Below are 23,428 nucleotides of genomic sequence, written 5' to 3'. Positions count from 1 at the left end.
GGAAAATGATTACTATTTTCCACTTTGGAATTATAAAGAAAACAGTAACAGTAAAATTCAAAATGAAACATTGTTAGACGAAGAAATAAGCAAAACTTCAAATATAAAAAAAGAAGTTATTGATAATCTTTCAACCAAGTATAAGCAAGCCATAGAACCAGAAGATGTTTTCAATTACATTTATGCTATTCTATATTCAAACAATTATCGGAATAAATATAATGAGTTTCTAAAGATTGATTTTCCCAAGATTCCCTTTACAAATGATTTCAATTTATTTAAAAAACTTTCATCTTTAGGTAATTTATTAATTGATATCCATTTACTTAAATCATATAGAATAAATAAGACTACTTCAAAATTTGAGGGTAATGGGGATGGGTATATTAAACATATAATATATGATAAAGAAAACAAAAAAATATCTATAAACGAAGCCCAGTATTTTACCAATATAGTACCAGAAGTATATAATTATTATATAGGTGGATACCAGGTATTAAATAAATGGCTAAAGGAGAGAAAAGATAATTTTCTGGATTCAGCAGATATTAACCATTTTGTAAAGATAGTAAAAGCAATTGAGGAAACTATAAAGGTTCAAAAAGAAATAGATAAGCTATATCCAGAAGTAGAAAAAAATATAATTGAATTTAATTAAATTATGAAAGCAGTAATACTTGCAAGAGTATCAACAAAAGAGCAAGAAGAAGGCCATTCTATTCATGCCCAAAAAGAAAGACTTTTAGAATATTGTAAGAAGAACGGTCTAAAAGTTATTAAGATATATGAAATTATTGAATCTTCAACTCAAGGGGAAAGAAAGAAATTCAATAATATGATTTCCTTCATTGAATCATCTAAAGAAAAAATAGCAATAGTTGCTGATGCGGTTGATAGAGTTCAAAGAAGTTTTAAAGAATCAATAGTATTAGATGATCTAAGGAAAAAAGAAAAAATAGAAATACATTTTCTAAGAGAATCCATAGTATTAAATGAAAATTCTAAAAGTTTTCAAATTCTTATGTGGGACTTTGCAACAATGGGAGCCAAAAGCTACGTTTTAGCCCTTAGTGATAATGTAAAAAGAAGTATTGAATATAAGATTAGAAATGGGGAATGGATTGGAAAAGCACCAGTAGGATACTTAAATTCCATAGATCCAATAACTGGTAAAAAAACAGTAATAGTAGATAATGAAAGAGCTTATTTAGTTAGAAAAGGGTTTGAACTGTATTCAACTGGAAACTACTCTATACGTCAAATCACAAAAATGTTAAAAAAGGATGGGCTAACCAATAATACAAAAATCAACAAACCTTTAACTAATAGCCAAATACATAAAATGCTTCAGAATCCCTTTTATTTTGGCCTTATGAGAATAAAGGGCAATTTATATCCCCACAAATATGAGCCAATAATTGATGAATTCCTATTCAATAAATGCCAAAAGGTTAGAAATAATAGGCAAAAAAAACCTTTCAAATATGCTTCAAAACCTTTTATATTTAGAGGTTTAATTAAATGTGATTATTGCGGTTGTAGCATTACTACAGACAGAAAAAAGGATAAATATAATTATCTATGCTGTACAAAATATAAAGGTAACTGTAATGGTGAAAGAGTTAGAGAAGAAGAATTAGTAGACCAGATAAAAGAGTTGCTTAAAAATCTGATAATCCCTGAAGAAGTTTTAATAGATTTAAAGGAAAGACTTCAAAAAAGCCAAGAAGCTAAAAAGCTTTATCACAAAGAATCAATTGAAAATTTAAGAAAAGATTATGACAAAATACAAACAAAATTAGATAACTTATTGGATATGAGATTAGGCCAGAGTATTACTCAAAGCGAATATGACAAAAAAGCCTATGAACTTAAGCAAACTCAATATGAATTAGAAGCTAAGTTAAAGAAACATACAGAAGCAGATGAAAAGTTTTCAATTACTGTTAATTACTTGCTAAATCTAGCTTCAAGAGCATATGAATTATTTGAAAGTTCGAAAATAGAGCAAAAAAGACAACTCATTAATTTTTTACTTTCGAACTTGAGGTTAAGGGGTAAAACTCTACTCTATGACTGCAATAAACCGTTTGATGCTATCTTAAATGCTAACAAGTGTTCTAATTGGCTCCCCGAGTAGGACTCGAACCTACAACCCTTCGGTTAACAGCCGAATGCTCTACCATTGAGCTATCGAGGAGCGAAGAGAAAAAATGTAATAAGTCAACAAGCGACCAAAACGTATCTATTATAATTAAACAAGGTGCTTATTTCAAGTAGATTTTACTACCCTTCAAGATAATCTTTTAAGGGGCCGCTTCTACTTGGATGTCGTAATTTCGACAGTGTTTTGCTTTCAATCTGTCTTATTCTTTCCCTGGTAACGCCAAATTCCCTGCCCACTTCTTCAAGGGTACGGGGATGGCCGTCATTCAGTCCGAATCTGAGCTGTATGACTTTTCGTTCCCTGTCGTTTAAAGTATTCAAAACCATCTGCAGTTGTTCCTGGAGCATTGTAAAAGAAGCTGCATCACTGGGAGCTTCTACCTCCTGGTCTTCAATAAAGTCACCGAGATGGCTGTCTTCTTCTTCACCTATAGGAGTTTCAAGCGATACAGGCTCCTGGCTTATTTTTATTATTTCACGGACTTTGTCAGAAGTTATTTCCATCTGTTCTGCAATTTCTTCAGGATTCGGCTCTCTGCCAAGTCTCTGAAGAAGCTGCCTCTGTACCCTGATTAATTTATTTATCGTTTCTACCATGTGGACAGGAATCCTGATTGTCCTTGCCTGGTCCGCAATCGCTCTTGTTATTGCCTGCCTTATCCACCAGGTTGCGTATGTAGAAAATTTATATCCTTTTTTATAATCAAACTTTTCGACTGCTCTTATAAGGCCCAGATTTCCTTCCTGGATCAGGTCAAGAAAAAGCATGCCTCTTCCGACATATTTTTTGGCAATACTTACCACAAGCCTTAAGTTTGCCTCAACCAATCTTCGCTTTGCCTCCATATCCCCTTTTTCAATCCTTTTTGCAAGCTGTACTTCCTCAGCGGCAGTAAGCAGCCTGACTTTTCCGATTTCCTTGAGATACATTCTCACCGGATCATTTGTGGGAGATTTTATTCCAAGATCGATTTTACTTATTTTTAAAAAGTCTTCGCTTTTTTTCTTTTGAATTACACTATCGACATCTTCTTCTTCCTCGGTAATTATTTCAATGCCGAGATTCTGTATGACATCATAAATATTGTCTATCTGCTCGACTGTAAGATCAATTTCAGAAAGAGTTTCAGCTATATCCTCCTTTGCAAGAGCACCTTCTTCCTTGCCTTTGTTTATCAGTTCCTTAACTTCTTCAAGTTTGAATTCAGAACCTTTTTTCATAAATTATCACCTCAAAAATTTATATATAAACTGAAATATTATTATCAGCAGTCGAAACTACAATTATATAATTTAAATAATTACTTTCAAGTAATTTTTATTTTTTTGTATCTGTCTCCAGAGAATTTTTCTTGTTTTCAAGTTCAATATGAAGCTTGCAGCAATATAAATATTCTTCTTCAAGCAGCTTCATTTCCTCTTCTTTTTTGATTTCTTCCATATTGCCGGTTTCAATTTCTTTTATCTTTTTCTCAAGCGAAGAAATCTTGTTTTTTAACAGTTCTATTTTTTCACTTAAAAAAAGTTTCTTGAGATTGCTTCCAACTTCCTGGCATATGTTTTCAAAATCAAGAAAACCCGGATCAGAAAAATAGATATAATTATAAATCCTGTTTAAATTATCATCATCAAGTTCTTCTGACGAAATTATTAATGGAAAGTTTAATTCTTCTTTACTTTCTCTTGCCAGCCTGATTTTTTTCTGCACTTTTTCAAATAATTTTCTGGTATCCTCAAACCTGAACAGTTCGGTACTTAAATCAAGGATTATACTATCTGTGTCGTGGCCATGTACAAGCAGCTGAAGAGCTTCTATTTCCTTCTTTTTCTGGGGGTTTAAGTTCCTGGACTCAAATTCCTCATATGGATTTTCTTTGCTTTCATCCTCCCCCTGTTCATATTTATTATTCTTTACCGACTTCTTCCTAAGCATTTCCTCAAGCAACATACTTTCCTTAAGATTTAGTTTTCCGGCAATTTTTTTAATGCATTCTTCCTGGATAATGCTGGAGGATAAAGAGCTTATAAACTGAAGCAGCTCATTTGCTGCCCTTAATTTTTCTGTAAGGTTTTTTATATTATATTTCCTAATAATATTATCAATTGAAAAATCTATAATATCTACCGACTCTTCTATCTTTTTCAGAAACTTTTCCACACCCTTCTGAATGACATAGTCTGCCGGATCAAATCCTTTTTCGAGTATGCAGACTCTTATGCTTATATTGCTTTCATTATAAAGATCCAGATTTTCATTATATTCCTTAAGCCTTTCAATACCTTTTACAGATGCGCTCATACCGGCCCGATCGCTGTCAAATATAAGAACTATGTTTTTGGTAAATCTTCCAATTAATTTAATCTGTTCAGATGTAAGAGCTGTTCCAAGACTTGCAACAGAATTATATATTTTGTTTTCATATAATGAGATTACATCTATATACCCTTCCACAATCAAAGCCAGGTCTTTCTCGACAATATTGTTTTTTGCTTCAAAAATTCCGTAAAGATTCCTGCTTTTGGAATAAATCTTTGTTTCAGGCGAGTTTACATACTTTGCTTTCTTCATTTCAAAATTTCTCTGCCTGCCCCTTGATGCCTTAACAGGCCTGACAATTTTGCTGCTTCCATAATTTTTTACTGTACTTCCCTTTATCAATTCTTCAGAAACAAAATCTTCCGGTATTATTCTCCCGCCAAATCCTATGGTTCTTCCAAGCAGATCTTTTATCGGAAATATTATTCGTCCCCTGAACCTGTCAAATTTTCTCTCAGGCCTGTTATCATCTTTCCGGAAAACAGTGCAGAGCCCTGTCTCAACAAGCTCAGCATCCGTAAAATTTCTTGAATGGGCAAATTTGATAAAATTATCCCAGCTGTCCTGCGAGTAGCCTATGTCAAACTTTCTTAAAGATTCATCGGATATCTTCCTTGACCTCAAATATGACAGAGCTCTTCTGCCAGTTCTGCTTTTAAAAAGCACAAAATTATAATATTTCCCGGCAAGCTCATTCAGTTCAAAAAGCCTGCTCTTTTTTTCTTCTTTTTTAATGCTTCCGGTTTCTACATATTTCAGGGTATATCCTGTTTTTTTTGCTATAAGTTCCACAGCTTCAACAAAGCTAAGATTTTCAGTTTTCATTATAAATGAAATGACATCTCCACCGTTTCCGCAACCGAAACAATGATATAGCTGTGTCTGGGGGTCAACAACAAAAGAAGGTGTTTTTTCTTTATGAAAAGGGCAGAGTCCCATAAAGTTTTTGCCCGATTTTTTAAGACTTACATAATTCGAAACAATGCTGATTATGTCCGTGTTTTGCTTTAATTCGGCTACTTCGCCATCTTTTATTGATTTTACCATTTTGCTATCTTATTATTTCCCATTTTTCAGGTATGAAAATCTCAGTAAATTTATTAAGCGCAAATCTGTCCGTCATATTTGAAATATAATCCCTGATCAGGATTATTCTTGTTCTGAAATCAATGTTTTCATAAAGCTCAGCATTGCTGAAATTTATATTATTTTTCAGATTATAATCTTTTGCAAAAGAATCAAAATTTTCCACATAATATTCAAAAAGCTCTCTTAGTATTTTCTCGGTTTTATGCTCCTCAATCTTTACAGGACTTCTGAGGTAAAGATTTTTAAACAGGAAATCTCTCAGGCTGAAAAGCGACCTGCTGATTTCAGGACTTAGCTCTATATCTTCCCTGTCAGCGCTTCTCCTGACAATGTCAAGGACAATTGTATTAATTCTTTCTCTGTGGCTTCTTCCGAGTATAGATATCTCCTCTTCCGGAAGATCATTCTCGGAAAATATTCCAGCCCTTAAAGCATCATCTATATCATGATTGATATAAGCTATTTTGTCAGAAAGCCTGACCGTCTTTCCTTCCAGGGTCGCAGGCATGTATTCTTCTGAATGATTTTTTATCCCATCAAGAACTTCATATGTCAGGTTTAACCCTTTGCCGTTCTTTTCTATTTCGGTTACAACTCTTATACTTTGTTCATTATGAAGGAAACGGCTTTTCTCTCCCAGTTTTTCCCTGGTGATTTCGTCAAGAACTTTCTCGCCGGCATGGCCGAAAGGTGTGTGGCCCAGATCGTGACCCAAAGCTATGGCTTCAGTCAGTTCTTCGTTTAAAAACAGCGCTTTTGCTATTGTCCTGGATATCTGAGATACCTCCAGGGTATGTGTAAGCCTGTCTCTGTAGTGGTCGCCTTCCGGATTAAAAAAGACCTGTGTTTTATATTTGAGGCGCCTGAATGATTTGCAATGTATTATACGGTCCCTGTCCCTCTGGTAACAGGTCCTTATTTCGCACTCAGGTTCATAAACTGCTCTCCCCTTTGAAAAAGAGCTTAATGAGGCGTGCCTTGACAAAAATTCTTTTTCTTTATTTTCAAAGATTTCCCTGATAGTCATCGAAATATAAAAAGCAAAGTTAGATATTAATTAAATTATATAACTAATACCTAACTTTTGCTTTAGCTTTGTTTAAAATTATTGCTTTGTTTATCCTTTTTTGATCACAGCCTGAGCAGCGGCCAGTCTTGCAATCGGTACCCTGTAAGGTGAACAGCTTACATAGTCAAGACCCTGATTTGCACAGAATTCTACCGAGCTCGGTTCCCCGCCATGTTCTCCGCAAATTCCGACTTTAAGGTCTTTTCTGGCAGATTTGCCTTTTTCAAAAGCTATTTTTATGAGACTGCCCACACTTTTCTGATCCAGAACCGCAAACGGATCTTTTTCAAGAATGCCTTTTTCAAGATATTCAGGAAGTATTTTTCCAAAATCATCTCTTGAAAAACCAAACGTAAGCTGAGTAAGGTCATTAGTGCCGAAACTGAAGAATTCAGCTTCCCCGGCAATTTCGTCAGCAGTTATACATGCTCTCGGGATCTCTATCATTGTTCCGACTTTATATTCAAATTCGACATTATTTTCTTTCATGACAGCTTCTGCAATTCCAACAATCTGCTGCTTGAGGATTTTTACTTCATTGACAACTCCCACAACCGGAATCATAACTTCAGGCATAACAGCTTTTCCTTCTTTTACAAGCTCGGCAGCAGCTTCAAATATCGCCCTTGCCTGCATGTCGCAGATTTCAGGATATGTTATTGAAAGCCTGCATCCTCTGTGTCCAAGCATCGGATTTATTTCATGAAGGGAAACAATGGTTGCTTTCATATCTTCATAAGACATACCAAGCTCTTCGGCTATTTCTCTTATATCGTCTTCCTCTGTGGGAAGGAATTCATGAAGCGGAGGATCAAGAAGCCTTATTGTTACAGGAAGTCCGTCCATAACTCTGAAAATACTGGCAAAATCTTCCCTCTGCATGGGCAGAAGTTTTGCCAGCGCTTTTTTTCTCCCTTCGGCATCTCCTGCAGTAATCATCTCTCTCATTGCTTTAATCCTTACGCCTTCAAAGAACATATGCTCGGTTCTGCAAAGGCCTATGCCTTCAGCACCGAATTTCTTTGCAACTTCAGCATCTTTTGGAGTGTCAGCATTAGTCCTTACCCCAAGTTTCCTGAACTGATCCACCCATCCCATGAATAATTCAAAATTACCTGATATCTCAGGATCAACAGTTGCAAGCTGGCCGAGGAAAACTTCACCGGTTGAACCGTCAAGAGTTATCCAGTCTCCTTTTTTAACCTTTACTCCCTTAACCATAAAATACTGATCGTTTTCAAAGACTTTGATTGATTCACAACCGGCAACACAGCATTTGCCCATTCCTCTTGCCACAACCGCAGCATGGGAGGTCATTCCTCCTCTTGCAGTCAATATTCCCTGTGCCACTGCCATGCCCTGAATATCTTCAGGAGAAGTCTCGGTTCTCACAAGAATAACATTCCCATGTTCAGATTCCTGTACCGCTGTTTCCGCATCAAAAACTACCTTGCCTACTGCAGCCCCCGGAGAGGCAGGCAGACCTTTTGCAATCAGCTGCGCTTTTTCTTTTGCTTTGGAATCAAGCTGTTTGTGAAGAAGATGGTCTAACTGATCAGGCGCCACTCTCATTACGGCATCCTTTTTATCTATCAATTTTTCATTGACCATATCCACTGCAATCTGAAGAGCTGCAGCAGCAGTTCTTTTCCCTGTTCTGGTCTGAAGCATATATAATCTGCCTTCCTGGAAAGTAAACTCCATATCCTGCATGTCTTTATAATGAAGCTCCAGTTTTTCAAAAATATCCATTAACTGATTATATATTTCGGGCATCTCATCATGCAGATGATCCAGATCTCTAGGTGTTCTGATTCCTGCAACCACATCTTCTCCCTGTGCATTGGTAAGATACTCTCCATAAACTTTTTTCTCGCCTGTGGAAGGGTTTCTTGTAAATGCAACACCTGTTCCGGAGTTGTCGCCCATATTGCCGAAAACCATTATCTGTATATTTACTCCGGTTCCAAGATCATGAGGAATATCATGAAGATTTCTGTAAGTAAATGCCCTTTTATTGTTCCAGGATTTAAAAACAGCATTTATAGACATCTTCAGCTGTTCAAATGAGTCCTGCGGAAATTCCTGACCGGATGATTTTTTAATTAAAGCTTTATAGTCAGCAACAAGTTCCTCAAGATCTTCAGCATCAAGTTCTGTGTCGAGCTTCACGTTCTTTTTGTCTTTTATTCTCTGGAGTGCTTTCTCAAATTCAGCATGTTCCACTTCCATTACGACATCGCCGAACATCTGTATAAATCTTCTGTATGAATCCATGCCTAATCTTTTATTTCCCGTCTTCTTTATAAGGCCCTGAACTGCCTTGTCATTCAGTCCAAGATTTAATATGGTATCCATCATCCCGGGCATTGAAAAAGCAGAACCTGATCTGACAGAAACAAGCAGCGGATCTGATTCATCACCAAATTTATAGCCGGCTTCTTTCTCAAGTTTTTTAAGATTTTCAGCTACCTGGTCAAGTAATCCTTCAGGCCATTTCTGCCCCAATTCATAATAAAGGTTGCATGCTTCTGTAGTAATAGTAAAACCCGGAGGAACCGGAAGGCCGATGTTCGTCATTTCCGACAAGTTAGCTCCCTTGCCTCCTAAAAGACTCTTCATATCTTTGGTACCCTCTCCAAAGAAATATACGTATTTTTTCTGCGTCATTTTACACCTTTCTTCCCAATAAATCTGAATTTATAAAATTCAGTTTTGTCATTTTTTATATTGTTATAACAGAAAAGTCAGCCATACCAAGATATAAGCTCAGAATTTCTCCTATAAGGCTTATTCTATTATTTCTGACTGATTCATCTTTATCCATAATAAGGACTTCATCGAAAAACCTGTCGATTGTCTTTCTGAATCTTGCTAATTCTCTTAAAGATTTGTCAAAACTGCCTGAAAGATTATTATTCTTGATTTTCTCTCTTCTTTCAACCAGTTCTTCATGAAGCAGCTTTTCAGATTTTTCTTTTAAAAGCTCTTCTTTTATATCTGTAAATTCCTTATTTTTTGATATATTTTTACATCTTATCATAGGTGTAACTATGTCTTCAAAAAGTCCTTCAATGATTATTTTTTCAACAGCGTCATATCTTCTGGTTATCTCCTTTAACGACCTGCATCCTGAGCTTGTAATCGCATCGATTACATCAGTTCTTTTTTGCTGTCTCTCATAAAGAAACTTAAGTCTTGCAGCTATAAACGAAAAGATATTTTCCGCATTTCTGTTATTATCCTGGTTTTTGGAAATATCAAAACCGCCGTACAGACTAATACAGTAATTAATAATGTTTCCAAGATCAATATCAAATTCCCTGTTAATCAGAGACTGGACAATGCCTGTAGCTCTTCTCCTGAGAGCAAAAGGATCTTCGGAACCGGAAGGAATATTGCCCGCCAGGAACATGCCTGTAATCGTATCAAGTTTGTCTGCAATGGAAAGAACCGTCCCTGTAAAAGTTTTGGGAAGTATATCTCCATAAAATCTTGGAAGGTAATGTTCAAAAACAGCTTCGCTGATCTCGGTCTCTTCTTCTCTTTCCTTTGCATATTCCCTTCCTACCACTCCCTGAAGTTCGGGAAACTCAACAACAAGATTTGTGACCAGGTCTGTCTTGCATAACTGTGAAGCTCTCACGCAGTCGGATTCGATTTTTTTGTCTGTAATAATATTTTTCTGCTTTAATTCACTTAAAATATAAATACAGATTTTTTCAAGCCTCTGCTGCTTGTCATACATGGTTCCAAGACCTGAATAAAAGACAACGCCTTTAAGCTTTTCAATCCAGTTTTCCCAGGAATACTTCTTGTCTTCCGAGTAAAAGAAAGATGCATCTGAAAGCCTTGCTTTTAAAACTCTTTCATTTCCTTTTATAATGCTGCCGTCACTATCTTTTATACCGTTCTGCACAACTACAAATTTTGGAATGATCTTTCCGGCATCGTTCCTGACAGCAAAATATCTCTGGTGGTACTCTATAGCTTTGACAAGTATCTCCTCCGGAAGAACCAGAAAACTGTCGGGAAAACTTCCCAGAAGCACATTTGGTATTTCAACAAGATTTATTATCTCATCAAGCAGTTCTTCATTGATTATTGCTTTTATCCTGCCCTTGTTTTCACTTTCTATATCTTCTATCTTATCAAGAATAATAGCTTTTCTTTTTTCTTTATCGAGGATAACTTTCCCTTCCTTTTCAAGAAAATCAATATAGCCGTCTGCTTTGCCTACTTTAATTTTCCCTGCTGAAAGAGTTCTGTGGCCAAATGTAAAATCAGAACTTTCAACACTCTCAGTTTTAACTTTTATTATTTCATCTCCAAAGACTGCCAGTATCCATCTTATGGGTCTTGCAAACTTTGTCTGCCAGTCCGCCCAGGTCATCTGAACCGAAAAAGTAATTGAATTTAAAATATCTGCAAGTATTTCAGGGAGTATCTTTCTTGTCTCTTCCTCTTTTTCAGATATTTTTTTGCACAGATACTGTCCTCTTTCAGTTTCTGCAAATTCAAGTTCTTTTGTCTGGATACCGAGACTTCTGGCAAAGCCTGCAGCTGCCTGATTGGGCTTTCCATTTTTATCGAAAGCAATTTTCCTGGGTGGGCCCATTATTATTTTTTCAGAAGGATTCTGAAAAACATTAAGGTCTTCAACCAGAATTACAAGTCTTCGGGGTGTTCCGTAAGTCTTTATGCTTTTGAAGTCTATTCTGTTTCTGGAAAATTTTTCCCTGGCATTTTTTTCGAAAGACTGCATTCCCTCATTAATACATGAAGAAGGCAGCTCTTCTGTTCCTATTTCAAAAAGTAAGTTTTTACTCTCCATTTTTTTCTTTCCCTAAAAGAGGAAATCCCAGCTGTTCTCTCTGGCTGATATATGCAGCACAAAGAAGTTTTGCTATATTCCTTACCCTTGCTATATAAGAAGTTCTTTCCGAAACGCTTATTGCTTCTCTTGCATCGAGCAGATTAAATACATGTGAGCATTTCAGAACATATTCACAGGCAACATAAACAAGGTCTTTTTTTAATGCATTTGAAAATTCCTTTTCAAATTTATTGAAAAGATCCTGCAGCATTGCTATGTCGGCAACCTCAAAATTATATACTGACCATTGTTTTTCCGATTCAAGATGAACATCAGCATAAGTAATTCCTTTTGTCCAGGCAAGATCCCAGAAACTGTCTTTGTCCTGCAGATACATAGCTATTCTTTCCAGTCCGTATGTCAGTTCAGCGCATACAGGCTTAAGAGAAATACCGCCCATTTGCTGGAAATATGTAAATTGCGTGATTTCCATTCCGTCAGCCCAGACTTCCCAGCCCAGTCCTGCCGCTCCTATAGTCGGTGAAGCCCAGTCATCTTCAACAAATCTGATATCGTGATTTTTCAGATCAATTCCAAGGCTTGAAAGCGAGCCAAGATAAAGATCTATTACATCATCAGGAGAAGGCTTTAAAAGCACCTGGAACTGATAATAATACTGTGTTCTAAAAGGATTCTCTCCATACCTGCCGTCAGCCGGTCTCCTGGATGGTTCAACATAAGCTACTTTCCATGGCTCAGGACCAAGACACCTTAAAAAAGTATCAGGGTTAAATGTTCCTGCCCCTTTTTCAACATCCATTGGTTGTTTTATGATACAGCCTTTTGCAGACCAGTATTTTTGCAAATTAAATATAATTTCCTGAAAATCCATAAGTTTTCATTTTAATAATTATTAAAGTTATAGTCAATTTGAAATTTTTTCCGGATATCAGATCAGACAATATTTTTGTGTATTTTTTTCAGATAAGCAAGGCTTGACAGATTTATCTCAGAATGAAATGAAACATATTCAGCCATCAGGTCCAAGATCCTGGAAGAAGTTCTATAGCTAACTTTAAAATCTGTCAGTTCCTCAAGACGACAGCTTAAAAGACCTGTCAGCAGATGCATCTCTTCATCATTAAAAAAAATTATCCCGCTTTTACCCGAAGAGCAGCTTCTACATACTGTTCCGCCGTATTTCACAGAAAAAATTTCCGGATTTTTCAGCATTTCGCAGCCGCAGACAGTACAGCATTTTAACATGGGAGCATAACCCATGATTTTTGAAAAATTAATCATAAAGAAGATAAGAAGCATCTGTAAAAAAACTTCATTACTGTCATCAATATTATTCATCTTCTTTATTACAAGATAGGTCAGCTTAAAAAGATTGTAGGATGCTGCTTTTTCAGACTGTGTCTTTAATATCATTTCGGATAATGACTGGGTGTAATTGAATTTTAAAAAATCCCCTGAAATGCCGTTAAATATTTCCAGTATTTCCGCCTGGCTGACAATATCAAGAGTCCTGCCCTGGGAAAATTCACAGTCAATAACATTATACAGCTCAAGTCTGCCCGAAAATCTGCTCTTCATATTGAAAGCACCTTTGGCGACCGCGCTTATCAGACCCATATCCGGAGTGAATATTTTTACTATCTTATCTGCTTCACCAAGACGATATGATTTGATGATAAGACCTTTTGCTTTATATGTCGGCATATAAAAATCTTTATTTTGATTTTAAAATTCTATTTGTCAAAAAGCTCAGCATACTCGTCCATTATTGCGACTGCGGCTCTTGTACCTATCCTTGTGGCTCCGGCATCTATCAGTGCCTGTGCATCTTTAAATGTTCTTATTCCGCCAGAAGCCTTAACCCCTATGTTCCTCGTGACTATTTCTCTTATAAGCCTGATATCATCAAGTTCCACTCCTCTTGTGCCATATCCTGTGGATGTCTGAATAAAATCAGCTCCTATGTCTTCTACTATCTTGCATACTTTTTTGACTTCATCCTTCAGAAGATTGCCTGTCTCTATTATTATCTTTATGTTTATATGCTTGTTGTATTCAGCCATCTGCTCCCGCCTGATAACATTGACAATTATGAGCAGTTCTTTCTCAAGAAAGACAAAATTTCCGCTTTTTAGAGCGCCGATATTAATCATTACATCAATTTCATCAGCACCTTTTTTTACACAGTCTTTGGCTTCAAAGACTTTTGTTTCTGTTGAATTGACTCCCAGGGGAAAACCCACAACGGAACATACCTTTACGTCGGTATCAGCCAGAAATCTTCTGGCAATTGTTATCATGCAGGGATTTACACACAGACTTGCAAAATGATACTTTTTTGATTTCAGGCACAAACTTTCAATTTCTTTTACTGTTGCAGCCGGTTTAAGATAAGTCAGGTCTATTGTTTTTGCCAATTGTTCTCTAGTTAACGTAGTAATCACCGAACCTTTCAAACATTAAAAAATAACATTTACATAAATAATGTTGATTATTAATAAAATTAATTTACAAAACCGAATTCTTTCAGATCTTTTTCGTTCATAGTCCAGTTTTCACGAACCTTGACCCACATTTCAAGAAAAACCCTGTTTCCCAGAAGTTCTTCCATCTCGATTCTGGACTGTGTTCCCGCTTCCTTGAGCACATGTCCTGATTTACCGATTATCATTGATTTATGTGATTTCCTTGAAACATAAACTATCGCAGAAATTCTTATAATATTTTTTTTTCCGGAAGCTTCTTCAAATTTATCAATTTCCACAGCAATAGTATGGGGAAGCTCCTCGCTTAGCAGGCTTATAAGTTTTTCCCTTATTATTTCAGCGGCAATCTCCCTGACAGGTACATCAGTTAAGATATCGTCTGGAAAATAAGGAGCACATTCCGGCAAAAATGTTTTGATTTTTTCAATAAGTACAGGTATGTTTATTTTCCTGAGAGCAGATATCTCCACTATATCTTTTTCGGGAGAAAGTTCTAAAAGCTTTTCCTTTTCCTGCTTTATCTTTTCTTTTCCTGCTTCATCTATTTTATTTAATACAAAAATAACAGGTTTGCCCGAATTTTTTATTTTCTCGTAAACAAAAAAATCACCTGTGCCTACACCTGCAGAAACATCGGTCATCATAATAACCAGATCAACGTCGCTTAAAGTCTTCTGGATCAAATTATTTAGTTTTTCAGTCAGCAGGGTCTTTGGTTTCAGGAATCCCGGAATATCCACAAAAATAATCTGGGAATTATTATCATTATAAATACAGTTAGTTCTTTTTCTTGTAGTCTGGGGTTTTGAAGAAGTTGCCAGAACTTTCTGTCCAATAATATTGTTTATAAGAGTGGATTTGCCGACATTTGCTCTGCCGGCGATAGTCACAAAGCCTGACCTGAATGTCAAATCTCTGTCTGGTACGTTTTTTTCTTTTTTTATATCCTGCATATCATCAGATCCCTGTGCACTCCCAAACCATACAGATCTTTAAAATGATCTGTTTTTTTAAAATTGAATTTTTCATAAAGCTTTACTGCCTGCAAGTTTCTGCTGTCAACAGTAAGTTCAATTTTCCTGATTTTTTCTCCCTTAAGTATTTTTATGGATTCTTCAAGCAAAAAGCTTCCTATACCTTTTTTTCTGAAAGATTTTTCTACATAAAAAGAATGAATAAAAACAGTTGCCGGATCATCCCATTTCCTTAAAAGCTCATTCACACCGATAATTTTTTCTTTTTCTTTCAAATCAGATTCGCTGTTTTTAACAGCCGTAATTACTTTCCCATATTTTATTAAAACAGGGATTACCCACTCGTTTATTGAAGCACTTCGTCCCAGATTTGAGATTTCAAGTTTTTTTAGCTCAAGCGTAATTTCAGTGTCTATGTCATTTAAAACTTTAATTGAAATATTTTCCATGTCAAATTCAGCAGGCAAAAAGTAATTTCATCTAAATTTTACTATACCTGTCAACTCTAAAAGAGGTTGAACTCTTTTTCAGCAAGTTTAAGCAGTCTTAGCTGCTCATTTTCCATTCTCTGCCTGTCTTCATCTGAATCATGTTCATATTCGTATATGTGAAGAATGCCGTGTATTATTAAAAATATAAGAATTTTTTCAAGATTCCAGCCGTCGCCATAATCCTCAACCCTATCTCCGGCAACAGCAGGACATAAAAGAATCTCTCCTACCGTAAAAAAACCGTACTCCTTTCTAAACTCTTTCTCATCACCCATAAAACCAAAAATATCCCCGTCTGATCTGTATGAAAAAGATAATACATCGGTCGGTTTGTCAGCCTGCCTGTATTTTTTATTTATTTCTCTTATTTCATCTTTACCTATCAGGGCAATATTCAGCTCGCTGCTTTCATCTTTCTCGAACTGGCTGAATATGAATCTGGCAACAGAACTTATTTTTTCTTCGTCAATATCAATATCATCCTGATTATTTATTATTATTACTTCCATTTATTTTCTTTCTATAAGATTTTTAATATTTCAAACGATTTTTTTAGAAATCACTGTGTTTCTTTTTCAGCAGCAATTGCAAGTGTCGGAGCCGGGTCCTGGTATGAAATTCTTGAATGATATATAGATATAAGTCCGTCAATAAGCGTATTTTTTACTACATTTACTTCTCTTATCGTTATATCGGCTTCACTTAGCTGCTCATCGTCTATTTTTGATTTTACTATATCGTTTACCATCTGCTCTATTTTTTTCGGAGTTATCTTGTCAATGGATCTTACTGCTGCTTCAGAAGCATCGGCAAGCATCAGTATTGCAGCCTCTTTGGTTTTCGGTTTATTTGCAGGATATCTGAAATGCCCCTCCATTACCCCCTCCGGATTTGAAGTGCTTAATCTCATTAACTCAATATCCTTTTGCTTTTTATAAAAATAAGTGATTACGGAACTTCCGTGATGCTGGGAGATTATGTCAACAACTTTTTTGGGTATTTTATTTTTTATAGCGATCTCGACACCGTCTTTGATATGGTTGGCAATAATATTCTTGCTCATGGAAGGGTTGAGCCTGTCATGAATATTTTCAACGTTTAACTGATTTTCATAAAAGTACTCAGGCCTTTTCATTTTTCCCAAATCATGATAAAGAGCAGCTACTTTCACAAGAAGGGCATCTGCCCCGATAGCATTGGCACAGGATTCAGAAAGATGACTGACAAGAATGCTGTGATTATATGTTCCGGGAGCATTAATCAATAATTCTTTAAGCAAAGGCTGATCTGTGTGTGATAATTCAAGAAGCCCCATTGCCGTCACTATCCTGAATGATGATTCTATGAAAGGAAGAAGCCCTATGGTAATAATCGCAGAAATAACACCGTTTACTATCCCCAGGATAAAATAAAGCGCAATGGTTTTGAAATCTCCGCCTATAAGATTGGTTATCAGAAATAAAAAAGCAAGAAAAAGAGAGCTTAAAAATCCGCCTTTCATTATTGTGCTTCTCTGTGACACATTGGAAACCAGAAATGTCGAAAATATTCCGCCGAGAAAATAAATAAGGGCCATCTGATAATCAAAGTTAGCTGCAATACCAAGATTCACAGCAAGGATTATGGACAGAATAATTCCCACTCTTGTATCAAAAATTACAGTCCCGAGCATTGAAGCAGCCATTATGGGGAAAAGATATACCCAGAAATTAAGATGAAGATTAGACAAAGTCGTAAATATTTTTATGAGAGCAATAAAAATAATAATTATGGTTGAAGCAATCCATAATTTCCTCATATTGTCAAAAATATTCTTATTGAACTTGAAAAGATAAAAATAAAAAATTGAGAAAGTGACAAGATTTATAAAACATATATACAGAAATGCTTTCCAGTTAAAACCGGTATTAAGCAGCCCGAGATTTGAAAGTATGAGAATATCATTTTCGCTTACAATCTCGCCTTCGCTGACTATAGTCTGTCCCTCAACTATGGTAACTACGTGCGGAGGAGTTTCCTCTCTTGCCTGTATTCTTGCTTTTTCGGTAGCCGCAGAATCAAAAACAGCAGTAGGTCTGAGATTATGCGTCAGAACTCCCGAAACAATTATCTTTTCAGTCGCGGCAAGGTTGTCCCGTTCTTTCACTATCCTGCTTATTTCTATTTTTTTGGCATCTATATCATTTGGCTTTATATTTTCCTTCATTATCTCTTTTGCCAGAGCCAATGTTTCATCCATCAGAATACCGTTTTTCTCAAAATCAAGATTAATGGATTCTCTTATCACCTGTTCTTCATAACTGCCTCCCAGAATCGCAGACATATAATCCGTTTTTTCAGCAATCTCCATTGACTCTTTCTTTTGCACGATTTTTGCAAGCTGGAAGAAAAATCTTATCTGGTATAGCGCTCCTTCTTTGCCGTTTAAAACCCGGGTATCATATTTATAGACGTCCTCAACTTCTATCTCTCTTTTATTCCTGTCTTCCTCTGTCTTGACAGGATCTTCAAAGCTTATGCTCTTGTTTGCCTTGATCGTCCTGGGACTTTGTTTTCCAAGCTCGATGCCAAGATCAGGAGTAAAATTATAAGAAAGTATTGCAACGACTATTCCAAAGGTAATAAGAAAGGTATACAGCTTTTTTGCAAACATACTTCTGATGCCGAAATACCTGCTGAAAAAACCTCTGTTCTTATCTCTTAGGTTTTTAACTTTAACCATGCTTTTGGTTTGATTTTTTATTTTCTTTGAAAACATGTCTATTGAAAAAAAAATTAAATATTCTTATTTATCTTTTTTTCAGAAGATCTTTCAGCCATATTCTTTTTTGCTGTATCTTCTTCATACTGTTTATATGCATTTACTATTTTCTGAACCAGGTTGTGTCTTACAACATCATCAGCAGTCAGATATACAAAATCTATCCCCTGGATATTTTTAAGAATGCTATCTACTATCATCAGTCCTGACTGTTTTCCTTCAGGCAGATCTATCTGGGTGATATCACCTGTTATCACTACTTTGGAACCAAAACCAAGCCTTGTCAGAAACATTTTCATCTGCTCAGGCGAGGTATTCTGGGCTTCATCAAGTATGATGAAAGAATCGTTAAGAGTTCTGCCCCGCATATATGCAAGCGGCACAACTTCTATTATGTTCATTTCCATATACTGCTGAAAAATTTCCACATCCAGCATTTCATACAAGCCGTCATAGAGAGGCTTTAAAAAAGGATTGATTTTTTCATACAAATCCCCCGGAAGAAAGCCGAGCTTTTCGCCTGCTTCAACTACAGGTTTTACAAGGACTATTCTTCCTATTTCATTTGCTTTCAGCGCGCTGACAGCCATAGCAAGTGCAAGATAGGTTTTCCCGGTTCCTGCAGGTCCTATCCCGAATATGATGGTATTATTCTTTATTGCTTCTATATATTTCTGCTGTCCTGCAGTCCTTGCCTTAATCCTTTTGCCATTGTTTACAATGATATAATTATTAAATATCTCATGCGGTTTTAATATGGATTTACTGTTCATAATTTGTATTGAATCATTTATTTTTTCTGAATTAATTTTCTGACCGATATTTATCTGTAAAGTTAGTTCATTTAAAAGATTTGCTGCATGTTCAACGTTTTTTTTCTGTCCTGTTATTTCCACATCATTGCCCAGCACAAAAATATCAACGTTAAAATCCTGCTCTATCTTTTTTATATATTTATCTCTTTCACCAAGAAGTTCGGCAATGGAATGATTTTTTGCAAATTCCATTTTTAATTTTTGTTTTACAGGTCTCAAGTAATTATTTTCTCCTTTTAGTTTTTCCTTTTTTTATCCGGGAGGCCAGCCTAATTTACGCCCGCCGATTATATGAAAATGCAGATGTTTGACACTCTGGCACGCAGATTCTCCTATATTTGTCACCACACGAAATCCGTCACTGCTTATCTGAAAATCATCGGCCATTTTCTTTATTATCCTGAACATATTCTTTATTTTTGAAGCATCCATCAAATCTATTTCCAATAAAGATTCTATATGCATTTTTGGTATAATCAGCAAATGCACTTCTGCAACCGGATTTATATCTTTGAAGACGATAAAATCCTCGTCTTCAAAAACAATACTGCTTTCTATCTGCTTTTTTGCTATTTTACAGAAAATACAATCCAAAATAACCTCCTGTAAAAGTATTAAGTATTAACATAACATTAATATTATAGTTGTTAAAAGTTAAAAAACAAAAAATACGTCAATTAAGAAGTTCTCCTGTAAGTCCGGTATCCGAAACACCGGTAACAAGTACTTCGTATATTCTCCCCTGAATTATGACATCCTTGTCTTTTCCGCTTTTTAAGGCAATTGCTACCTTTATATACTCTTCGCTCATCCCCGAAGCCGTCATTTTTTCTTTATCTGCTTTCTCTACCGAAACGCTTACTTTTTTATTTAAGAAGGATTTAATATATTTTTTCCGGACTGAATCACAATAATTCCTTAAGAGCAGAGCCCTGTAATATCTGATACTGTCAGGGATCTGTTTTTCCATGCCTTCTGCAACCGTCCCCGATCTGGGCGAGAACCTGAAAACATGTACTTTGGAAAATAAAAACTTTTCGATTGAATTAACCGTCTTGTAAAAGTCTTCCTCGCTTTCATCCGGAAAACCGACTATTATATCTGTCGTCAATGCTGTTTCAGGAACCGCTTTCTTTATTTTTACTAATTTTTTTGCAAAAAAATCTATGTTATAGGGTCTTTTCATAAGCTTTAATATCCTGTCGCTTCCGCTTTGCAAAGGTATGTGCAAATGTCTTGCAATTCTTCCGCTGCCGGCAATCAGGTCAATTATTTCATCGCTGATCTCATTTATTTCAATAGAGCTTAGCCTTATTCTTCTGATATCAGTCTTTTCAAGTATGAGCTTAAGAAGGTATCCGAGATCAAAAACGTCTGTATCTTCTTTATCGTAAAAATCACTGTTTGCCGGAGGATATTTTTTCCCATTCTGCACTGTTTCAATCCCATACTTTCCTATATGAGTACCTGTAAGAACTATTTCTTCAAGACCTTTGCCGGATACAAGATTTATCTCCCTGATTATCTTTTCCGGATTTTCGCTGACATATCTGCTTCTCACAAACGGAACAATGCAATAAGAGCATTTCTGTCTGCAACCGTCCTGTATTTTGATTAACTGCCTTGTATGTATCTGCGAAAAAAAGTTATCGCCGCCGCAAACTTTTCCTGCATCTCTTTTTATGCCCAATCTGCCAATGACGAAATCAGGAATATCCTTTTTTTTCTCATTGGTGAAAATTTTTCCTATGTTTTCTTTTTCCAGAAAATCTTCATTTAAAACAACATAACACCCTGTAACTATCAGCAGAGCCTCCGGGTTTTTCTTTTTTACTCTCCTTATAAGCTGCCGCACCTTGCTGTCGCTTGCCATTGTAACTGTGCATGTATTAATAATGACAACATCAGCATCCAGGTATTCTCCATCATACAGCATTCCTGCTTCTGTAAGTCTGTATGCTATTTCATCCGATTCGCTCTGATTTGTCTTGCAGCCAAGAGTAGTGATGGAAAATTTATAAATTTTGTCTGCGCTTGCTTTCATAATTTTTAAAATATTCAAATTCAGAAAACCAAAATGATGTTAGAAAAAGACAGAGGCGGTATATTTAATGATTGAAGCAAGAAATACAGAGGCGGTTTCGGCTTTTAATATATTGCTGCCGAGACTTATCGGTTTTGCTCCTTTGGAAATGAGATCTTTTACTTCATCTTCTTCAAAGCCGCCTTCAGGACCGGTTACAAAACCTATCTTTAAGGTTTGCAGAGAATCGGATCTTTTTTTAATCAGTTCTTTCAGATCATCAATTATATTGATATCTTTCATGGATGACTTGTCCAGTTCTTCATAAGACAGGTATGTTGCATCAAAATCTGAAGGTTTTATGTCTGTTAAGGAAATTCTTTCATTTATATTTAAAATAAAGTCCCTTTTGCATTGTTTTGACGCTTCTTCTGCAATTTTCCTCCATCTTTTTGTTTTATCACCGGCGCTTCTGTCTTCAATTATGACTCTTCTGCTTTTTACCGGGAAAATACCGTTTATTCCAAGTTCAGCTGATTTCTGGACTACAAGTTCCATTGAAGTTCTTTTAAGCATGCATTGAAATAATGTTATTATTATATTCTCAGATGCGATTTCTTTTCTTTCAATTATTTCAAGAAAGGTGTTTTTCTTATTTATTTTAATGATCTTCGTGATGTATCTGTAATTTTTATTATCTGAAAGCTCTATTATATCCTCTGATTTTGCCCTTAGCACCCTGGTAAGATGATTATGATTATCACCGTCTATGATGATTTCACCAGAATTGATATTTGCAGGTTCAATAAAAAAATAAGGATAGCTCATAACAAAAAGAAATATTATTTTCTAAAAGCATCTTTAAGATTGGTAAAAAAAGATTTGCTTCCGTCTCCGACCACCTCACCATGATTATGCGCTATAACTTTAAGAGATTCGAGTTCCTCTTTTGTAAGCCTGGTTGGAATTTTTACATTGACATCAATAATCAGATCGCCTCTTCTGTAACCGTTAAACTCAACCATGCCCCTTGATTTCATTATTATTTTTGTATTTGGCTGTATGCCCGGTTCTATTACAACTTCTTCCGGCCCATCCAGAGTTTCAAAATTAATTTTTGTTCCAAGTATTGCCTGGGTAAAAGATATGTTTACAGATGATGTGATATCATTTCCATTTCTTTTAAAATCAGGATGCGGAGTTATGCTCACATTTACAAAAAGATCTCCGCTAACAGAACCTCTGCCCAGAGAGTTGCCCTTGCCTGTAACCCTGATACTGTCTCCTTCATGAATTCCCGGCGGTATTTTTACCTTAACAGATTTTTTCTGCCTGTAGTAGCCTTTGCCGGAACATTTTTTACACGGATTTTTAATGATTTGTCCGGTGCCGCTGCAATTACTGCAGGCTGATGTCGTAACAATGCTTCCTATAAAAGTCTGTCTTGTATTTCTTATCTGTCCTGTACCATTGCAGACATGACATTTTTCAATTCCGTCTGACTGGGCGCTTCCTGTTCCGCTGCATTCTTCGCAAAGATCATTAACATTATATTGTATTTCCTTTTCTGTTCCGAAAGCTGCTTCTTTAAGGCTAATCTCTATTCTTGCTTCTATATTGTTGCCTTTTGACTGTCTTTTTGATGAAGACCTTGATGAAAATGAATCACCGCCAAAACCTCCGAAAAACATATTGAATATGTCGCCGAAACCGAATTCGCTGAAAACACTTTCAGAATCAAAGTTTTCAAAAAGACTGTTTGAAAAACCGAAATTATCATACTGTCTTCTTTTTTCTTCATAGCTGAGAACAGCATAAGCCTCGGAGATTTCTTTAAACTTCTCAGCTTTTTCAGCATCACCATTATTGACATCCGGATGATATTCTCTTGCAAGCTTTCTGTAAGATTTCTTTATCTCTTCAATCGTACAGGTTCTTTCAACCTGTAGAATTTCATAATAATCTTTTTTTCTTGATGTCACTTAAATTCCTCTAATTTAAAAATTATCCGTTAAATAATCACAAGCAAATATTTTATTTTAATGGAAAATAAAAAAAATGCAAAAATACTTCCCCTGTAATACGTCTTTTTTCTGTCTATTTTCTGTCTCCGATAATTAAAATAAAAAGATGTTTATTTTAGAGTTAACTTTTCAGATTAAGAGCATCTGTCAGATTTGTCCTGAAAGTGCTTAAAGTGTTTGTTACTTTAAAATAATCCATTCTTTTAGGGCCTATTATCCCTATTGAACCTATGGAATTTCCATCATAGCAGTATTTTGTCGATACGAGGCTTAAGTCGCAGGTATCTTTTCCATAAATCTCACTGCCTATTCTGACATCTATTTCCTCATCACAGGAATAATTTTCAAGCAGTTCCATAAGAAGATAATCATT

20 protein-coding genes and 1 tRNA gene are annotated in these 23,428 nt (G+C 35.7%); 2 read left to right on the top strand and 19 right to left on the bottom strand.

Annotated features, from left to right (window positions below; translation table 11 throughout):
• Together GXZ93_01640 and GXZ93_01635 are read left to right on the top strand one after the other, a co-directional pair.
• Positions 1–661, top strand: a 661-nt coding sequence (locus GXZ93_01640; protein ID HHT78493.1) for a DNA methyltransferase, incomplete at its 5' end; no start/stop codon positions are given.
• Between the two features lie 3 nt (positions 662–664).
• The gene (locus GXZ93_01635) at positions 665–2,143 is read left to right on the top strand and encodes a recombinase family protein (protein ID HHT78492.1); all 1,479 of its coding nucleotides are present in this window, start codon (positions 665–667) and stop codon (positions 2,141–2,143) included.
• On the opposite strand, the gene GXZ93_01630 is transcribed toward GXZ93_01635, so the two are convergent.
• From GXZ93_01630 to GXZ93_01540, 19 genes are all read right to left on the bottom strand, one after another.
• A tRNA-Asn gene (locus tag GXZ93_01630) sits at positions 2,129–2,203 on the bottom strand. The two genes, GXZ93_01635 and GXZ93_01630, sit on opposite strands and share 15 nt — an antisense overlap.
• A gap of 86 nt (positions 2,204–2,289) precedes the next feature.
• Positions 2,290–3,390 (bottom strand): RNA polymerase sigma factor RpoD, encoded by a 1,101-nt coding sequence (gene rpoD, locus GXZ93_01625; GenBank protein HHT78491.1) that lies wholly within the window; start codon positions 3,388–3,390, stop codon positions 2,290–2,292.
• Positions 3,391–3,487: 97 nt separating this feature from the next.
• Complete coding sequence (locus GXZ93_01620; protein HHT78490.1) at positions 3,488–5,533, bottom strand: toprim domain-containing protein; 2,046 nt, start codon at positions 5,531–5,533, stop codon at positions 3,488–3,490.
• A gap of 4 nt (positions 5,534–5,537) precedes the next feature.
• Positions 5,538–6,602: a deoxyguanosinetriphosphate triphosphohydrolase gene (locus GXZ93_01615; protein ID HHT78489.1), complete on the bottom strand. Its 1,065-nt coding sequence runs from the start codon at positions 6,600–6,602 to the stop codon at positions 5,538–5,540.
• A gap of 90 nt (positions 6,603–6,692) precedes the next feature.
• Positions 6,693–9,314: a pyruvate, phosphate dikinase gene (locus tag GXZ93_01610; GenBank protein ID HHT78488.1), complete on the bottom strand. Its 2,622-nt coding sequence runs from the start codon at positions 9,312–9,314 to the stop codon at positions 6,693–6,695.
• A gap of 55 nt (positions 9,315–9,369) precedes the next feature.
• A complete protein-coding gene (locus tag GXZ93_01605) occupies positions 9,370–11,478 on the bottom strand; it encodes a glycine--tRNA ligase subunit beta (protein ID HHT78487.1) in 2,109 nt (702 codons plus the stop codon).
• Positions 11,468–12,352, bottom strand: coding sequence for a glycine--tRNA ligase subunit alpha (locus GXZ93_01600; protein HHT78486.1), 885 nt, complete (start codon positions 12,350–12,352; stop codon positions 11,468–11,470). Before GXZ93_01600 ends, GXZ93_01605 begins: the two co-directional genes overlap by 11 nt.
• 62 nt (positions 12,353–12,414) lie before the next feature.
• On the bottom strand, positions 12,415–13,185 hold the full coding sequence (recO, locus tag GXZ93_01595) for a DNA repair protein RecO (protein HHT78485.1): 771 nt from the start codon (positions 13,183–13,185) through the stop codon (positions 12,415–12,417).
• A 29-nt stretch (positions 13,186–13,214) separates the two neighbouring features.
• Positions 13,215–13,922 (bottom strand): deoxyribose-phosphate aldolase, encoded by a 708-nt coding sequence (gene deoC / locus GXZ93_01590; protein ID HHT78484.1) that lies wholly within the window; start codon positions 13,920–13,922, stop codon positions 13,215–13,217.
• A gap of 62 nt (positions 13,923–13,984) precedes the next feature.
• Positions 13,985–14,920, bottom strand: coding sequence for a GTPase Era (locus GXZ93_01585; protein ID HHT78483.1), 936 nt, complete (start codon positions 14,918–14,920; stop codon positions 13,985–13,987).
• The gene (locus GXZ93_01580; protein ID HHT78482.1) at positions 14,908–15,390 is read right to left on the bottom strand and encodes a GNAT family N-acetyltransferase; all 483 of its coding nucleotides are present in this window, start codon (positions 15,388–15,390) and stop codon (positions 14,908–14,910) included. Before GXZ93_01580 ends, GXZ93_01585 begins: the two co-directional genes overlap by 13 nt.
• 56 nt (positions 15,391–15,446) lie before the next feature.
• Positions 15,447–15,941, bottom strand: coding sequence for an rRNA maturation RNase YbeY (ybeY, locus tag GXZ93_01575; protein HHT78481.1), 495 nt, complete (start codon positions 15,939–15,941; stop codon positions 15,447–15,449).
• 50 nt (positions 15,942–15,991) lie between these two features.
• Positions 15,992–18,154, bottom strand: coding sequence for an HDIG domain-containing protein (locus GXZ93_01570; GenBank protein HHT78480.1), 2,163 nt, complete (start codon positions 18,152–18,154; stop codon positions 15,992–15,994).
• 53 nt (positions 18,155–18,207) lie between these two features.
• Positions 18,208–19,200 (bottom strand): PhoH family protein, encoded by a 993-nt coding sequence (locus GXZ93_01565; GenBank protein ID HHT78479.1) that lies wholly within the window; start codon positions 19,198–19,200, stop codon positions 18,208–18,210.
• A gap of 60 nt (positions 19,201–19,260) precedes the next feature.
• Positions 19,261–19,602, bottom strand: coding sequence for a histidine triad nucleotide-binding protein (locus GXZ93_01560; protein HHT78478.1), 342 nt, complete (start codon positions 19,600–19,602; stop codon positions 19,261–19,263).
• Positions 19,603–19,681: 79 nt separating this feature from the next.
• Entirely contained in the window at positions 19,682–21,052 is a 1,371-nt protein-coding gene (locus GXZ93_01555; GenBank protein HHT78477.1) for a MiaB/RimO family radical SAM methylthiotransferase, read from the bottom strand.
• 39 nt (positions 21,053–21,091) lie between these two features.
• Positions 21,092–21,859: an RsmE family RNA methyltransferase gene (locus GXZ93_01550; protein ID HHT78476.1), complete on the bottom strand. Its 768-nt coding sequence runs from the start codon at positions 21,857–21,859 to the stop codon at positions 21,092–21,094.
• A 14-nt stretch (positions 21,860–21,873) separates the two neighbouring features.
• Entirely contained in the window at positions 21,874–23,013 is a 1,140-nt protein-coding gene (dnaJ, locus tag GXZ93_01545) for a molecular chaperone DnaJ (GenBank protein HHT78475.1), read from the bottom strand.
• Positions 23,014–23,176: 163 nt separating this feature from the next.
• Positions 23,177–23,428: HrcA family transcriptional regulator (locus GXZ93_01540; protein HHT78474.1), on the bottom strand; the 252-nt coding region annotated here is incomplete at its 5' end.

It is taken from the genome of Actinomycetota bacterium (assembly GCA_012837825.1).
Taxonomy (GTDB): Bacteria; Actinomycetota; Humimicrobiia; order Humimicrobiales; family Humimicrobiaceae; genus Humimicrobium.
The sequence above is the reverse complement of the archived record's forward strand: the minus strand, read 5'-3'. Positions and strand labels throughout refer to the sequence as shown.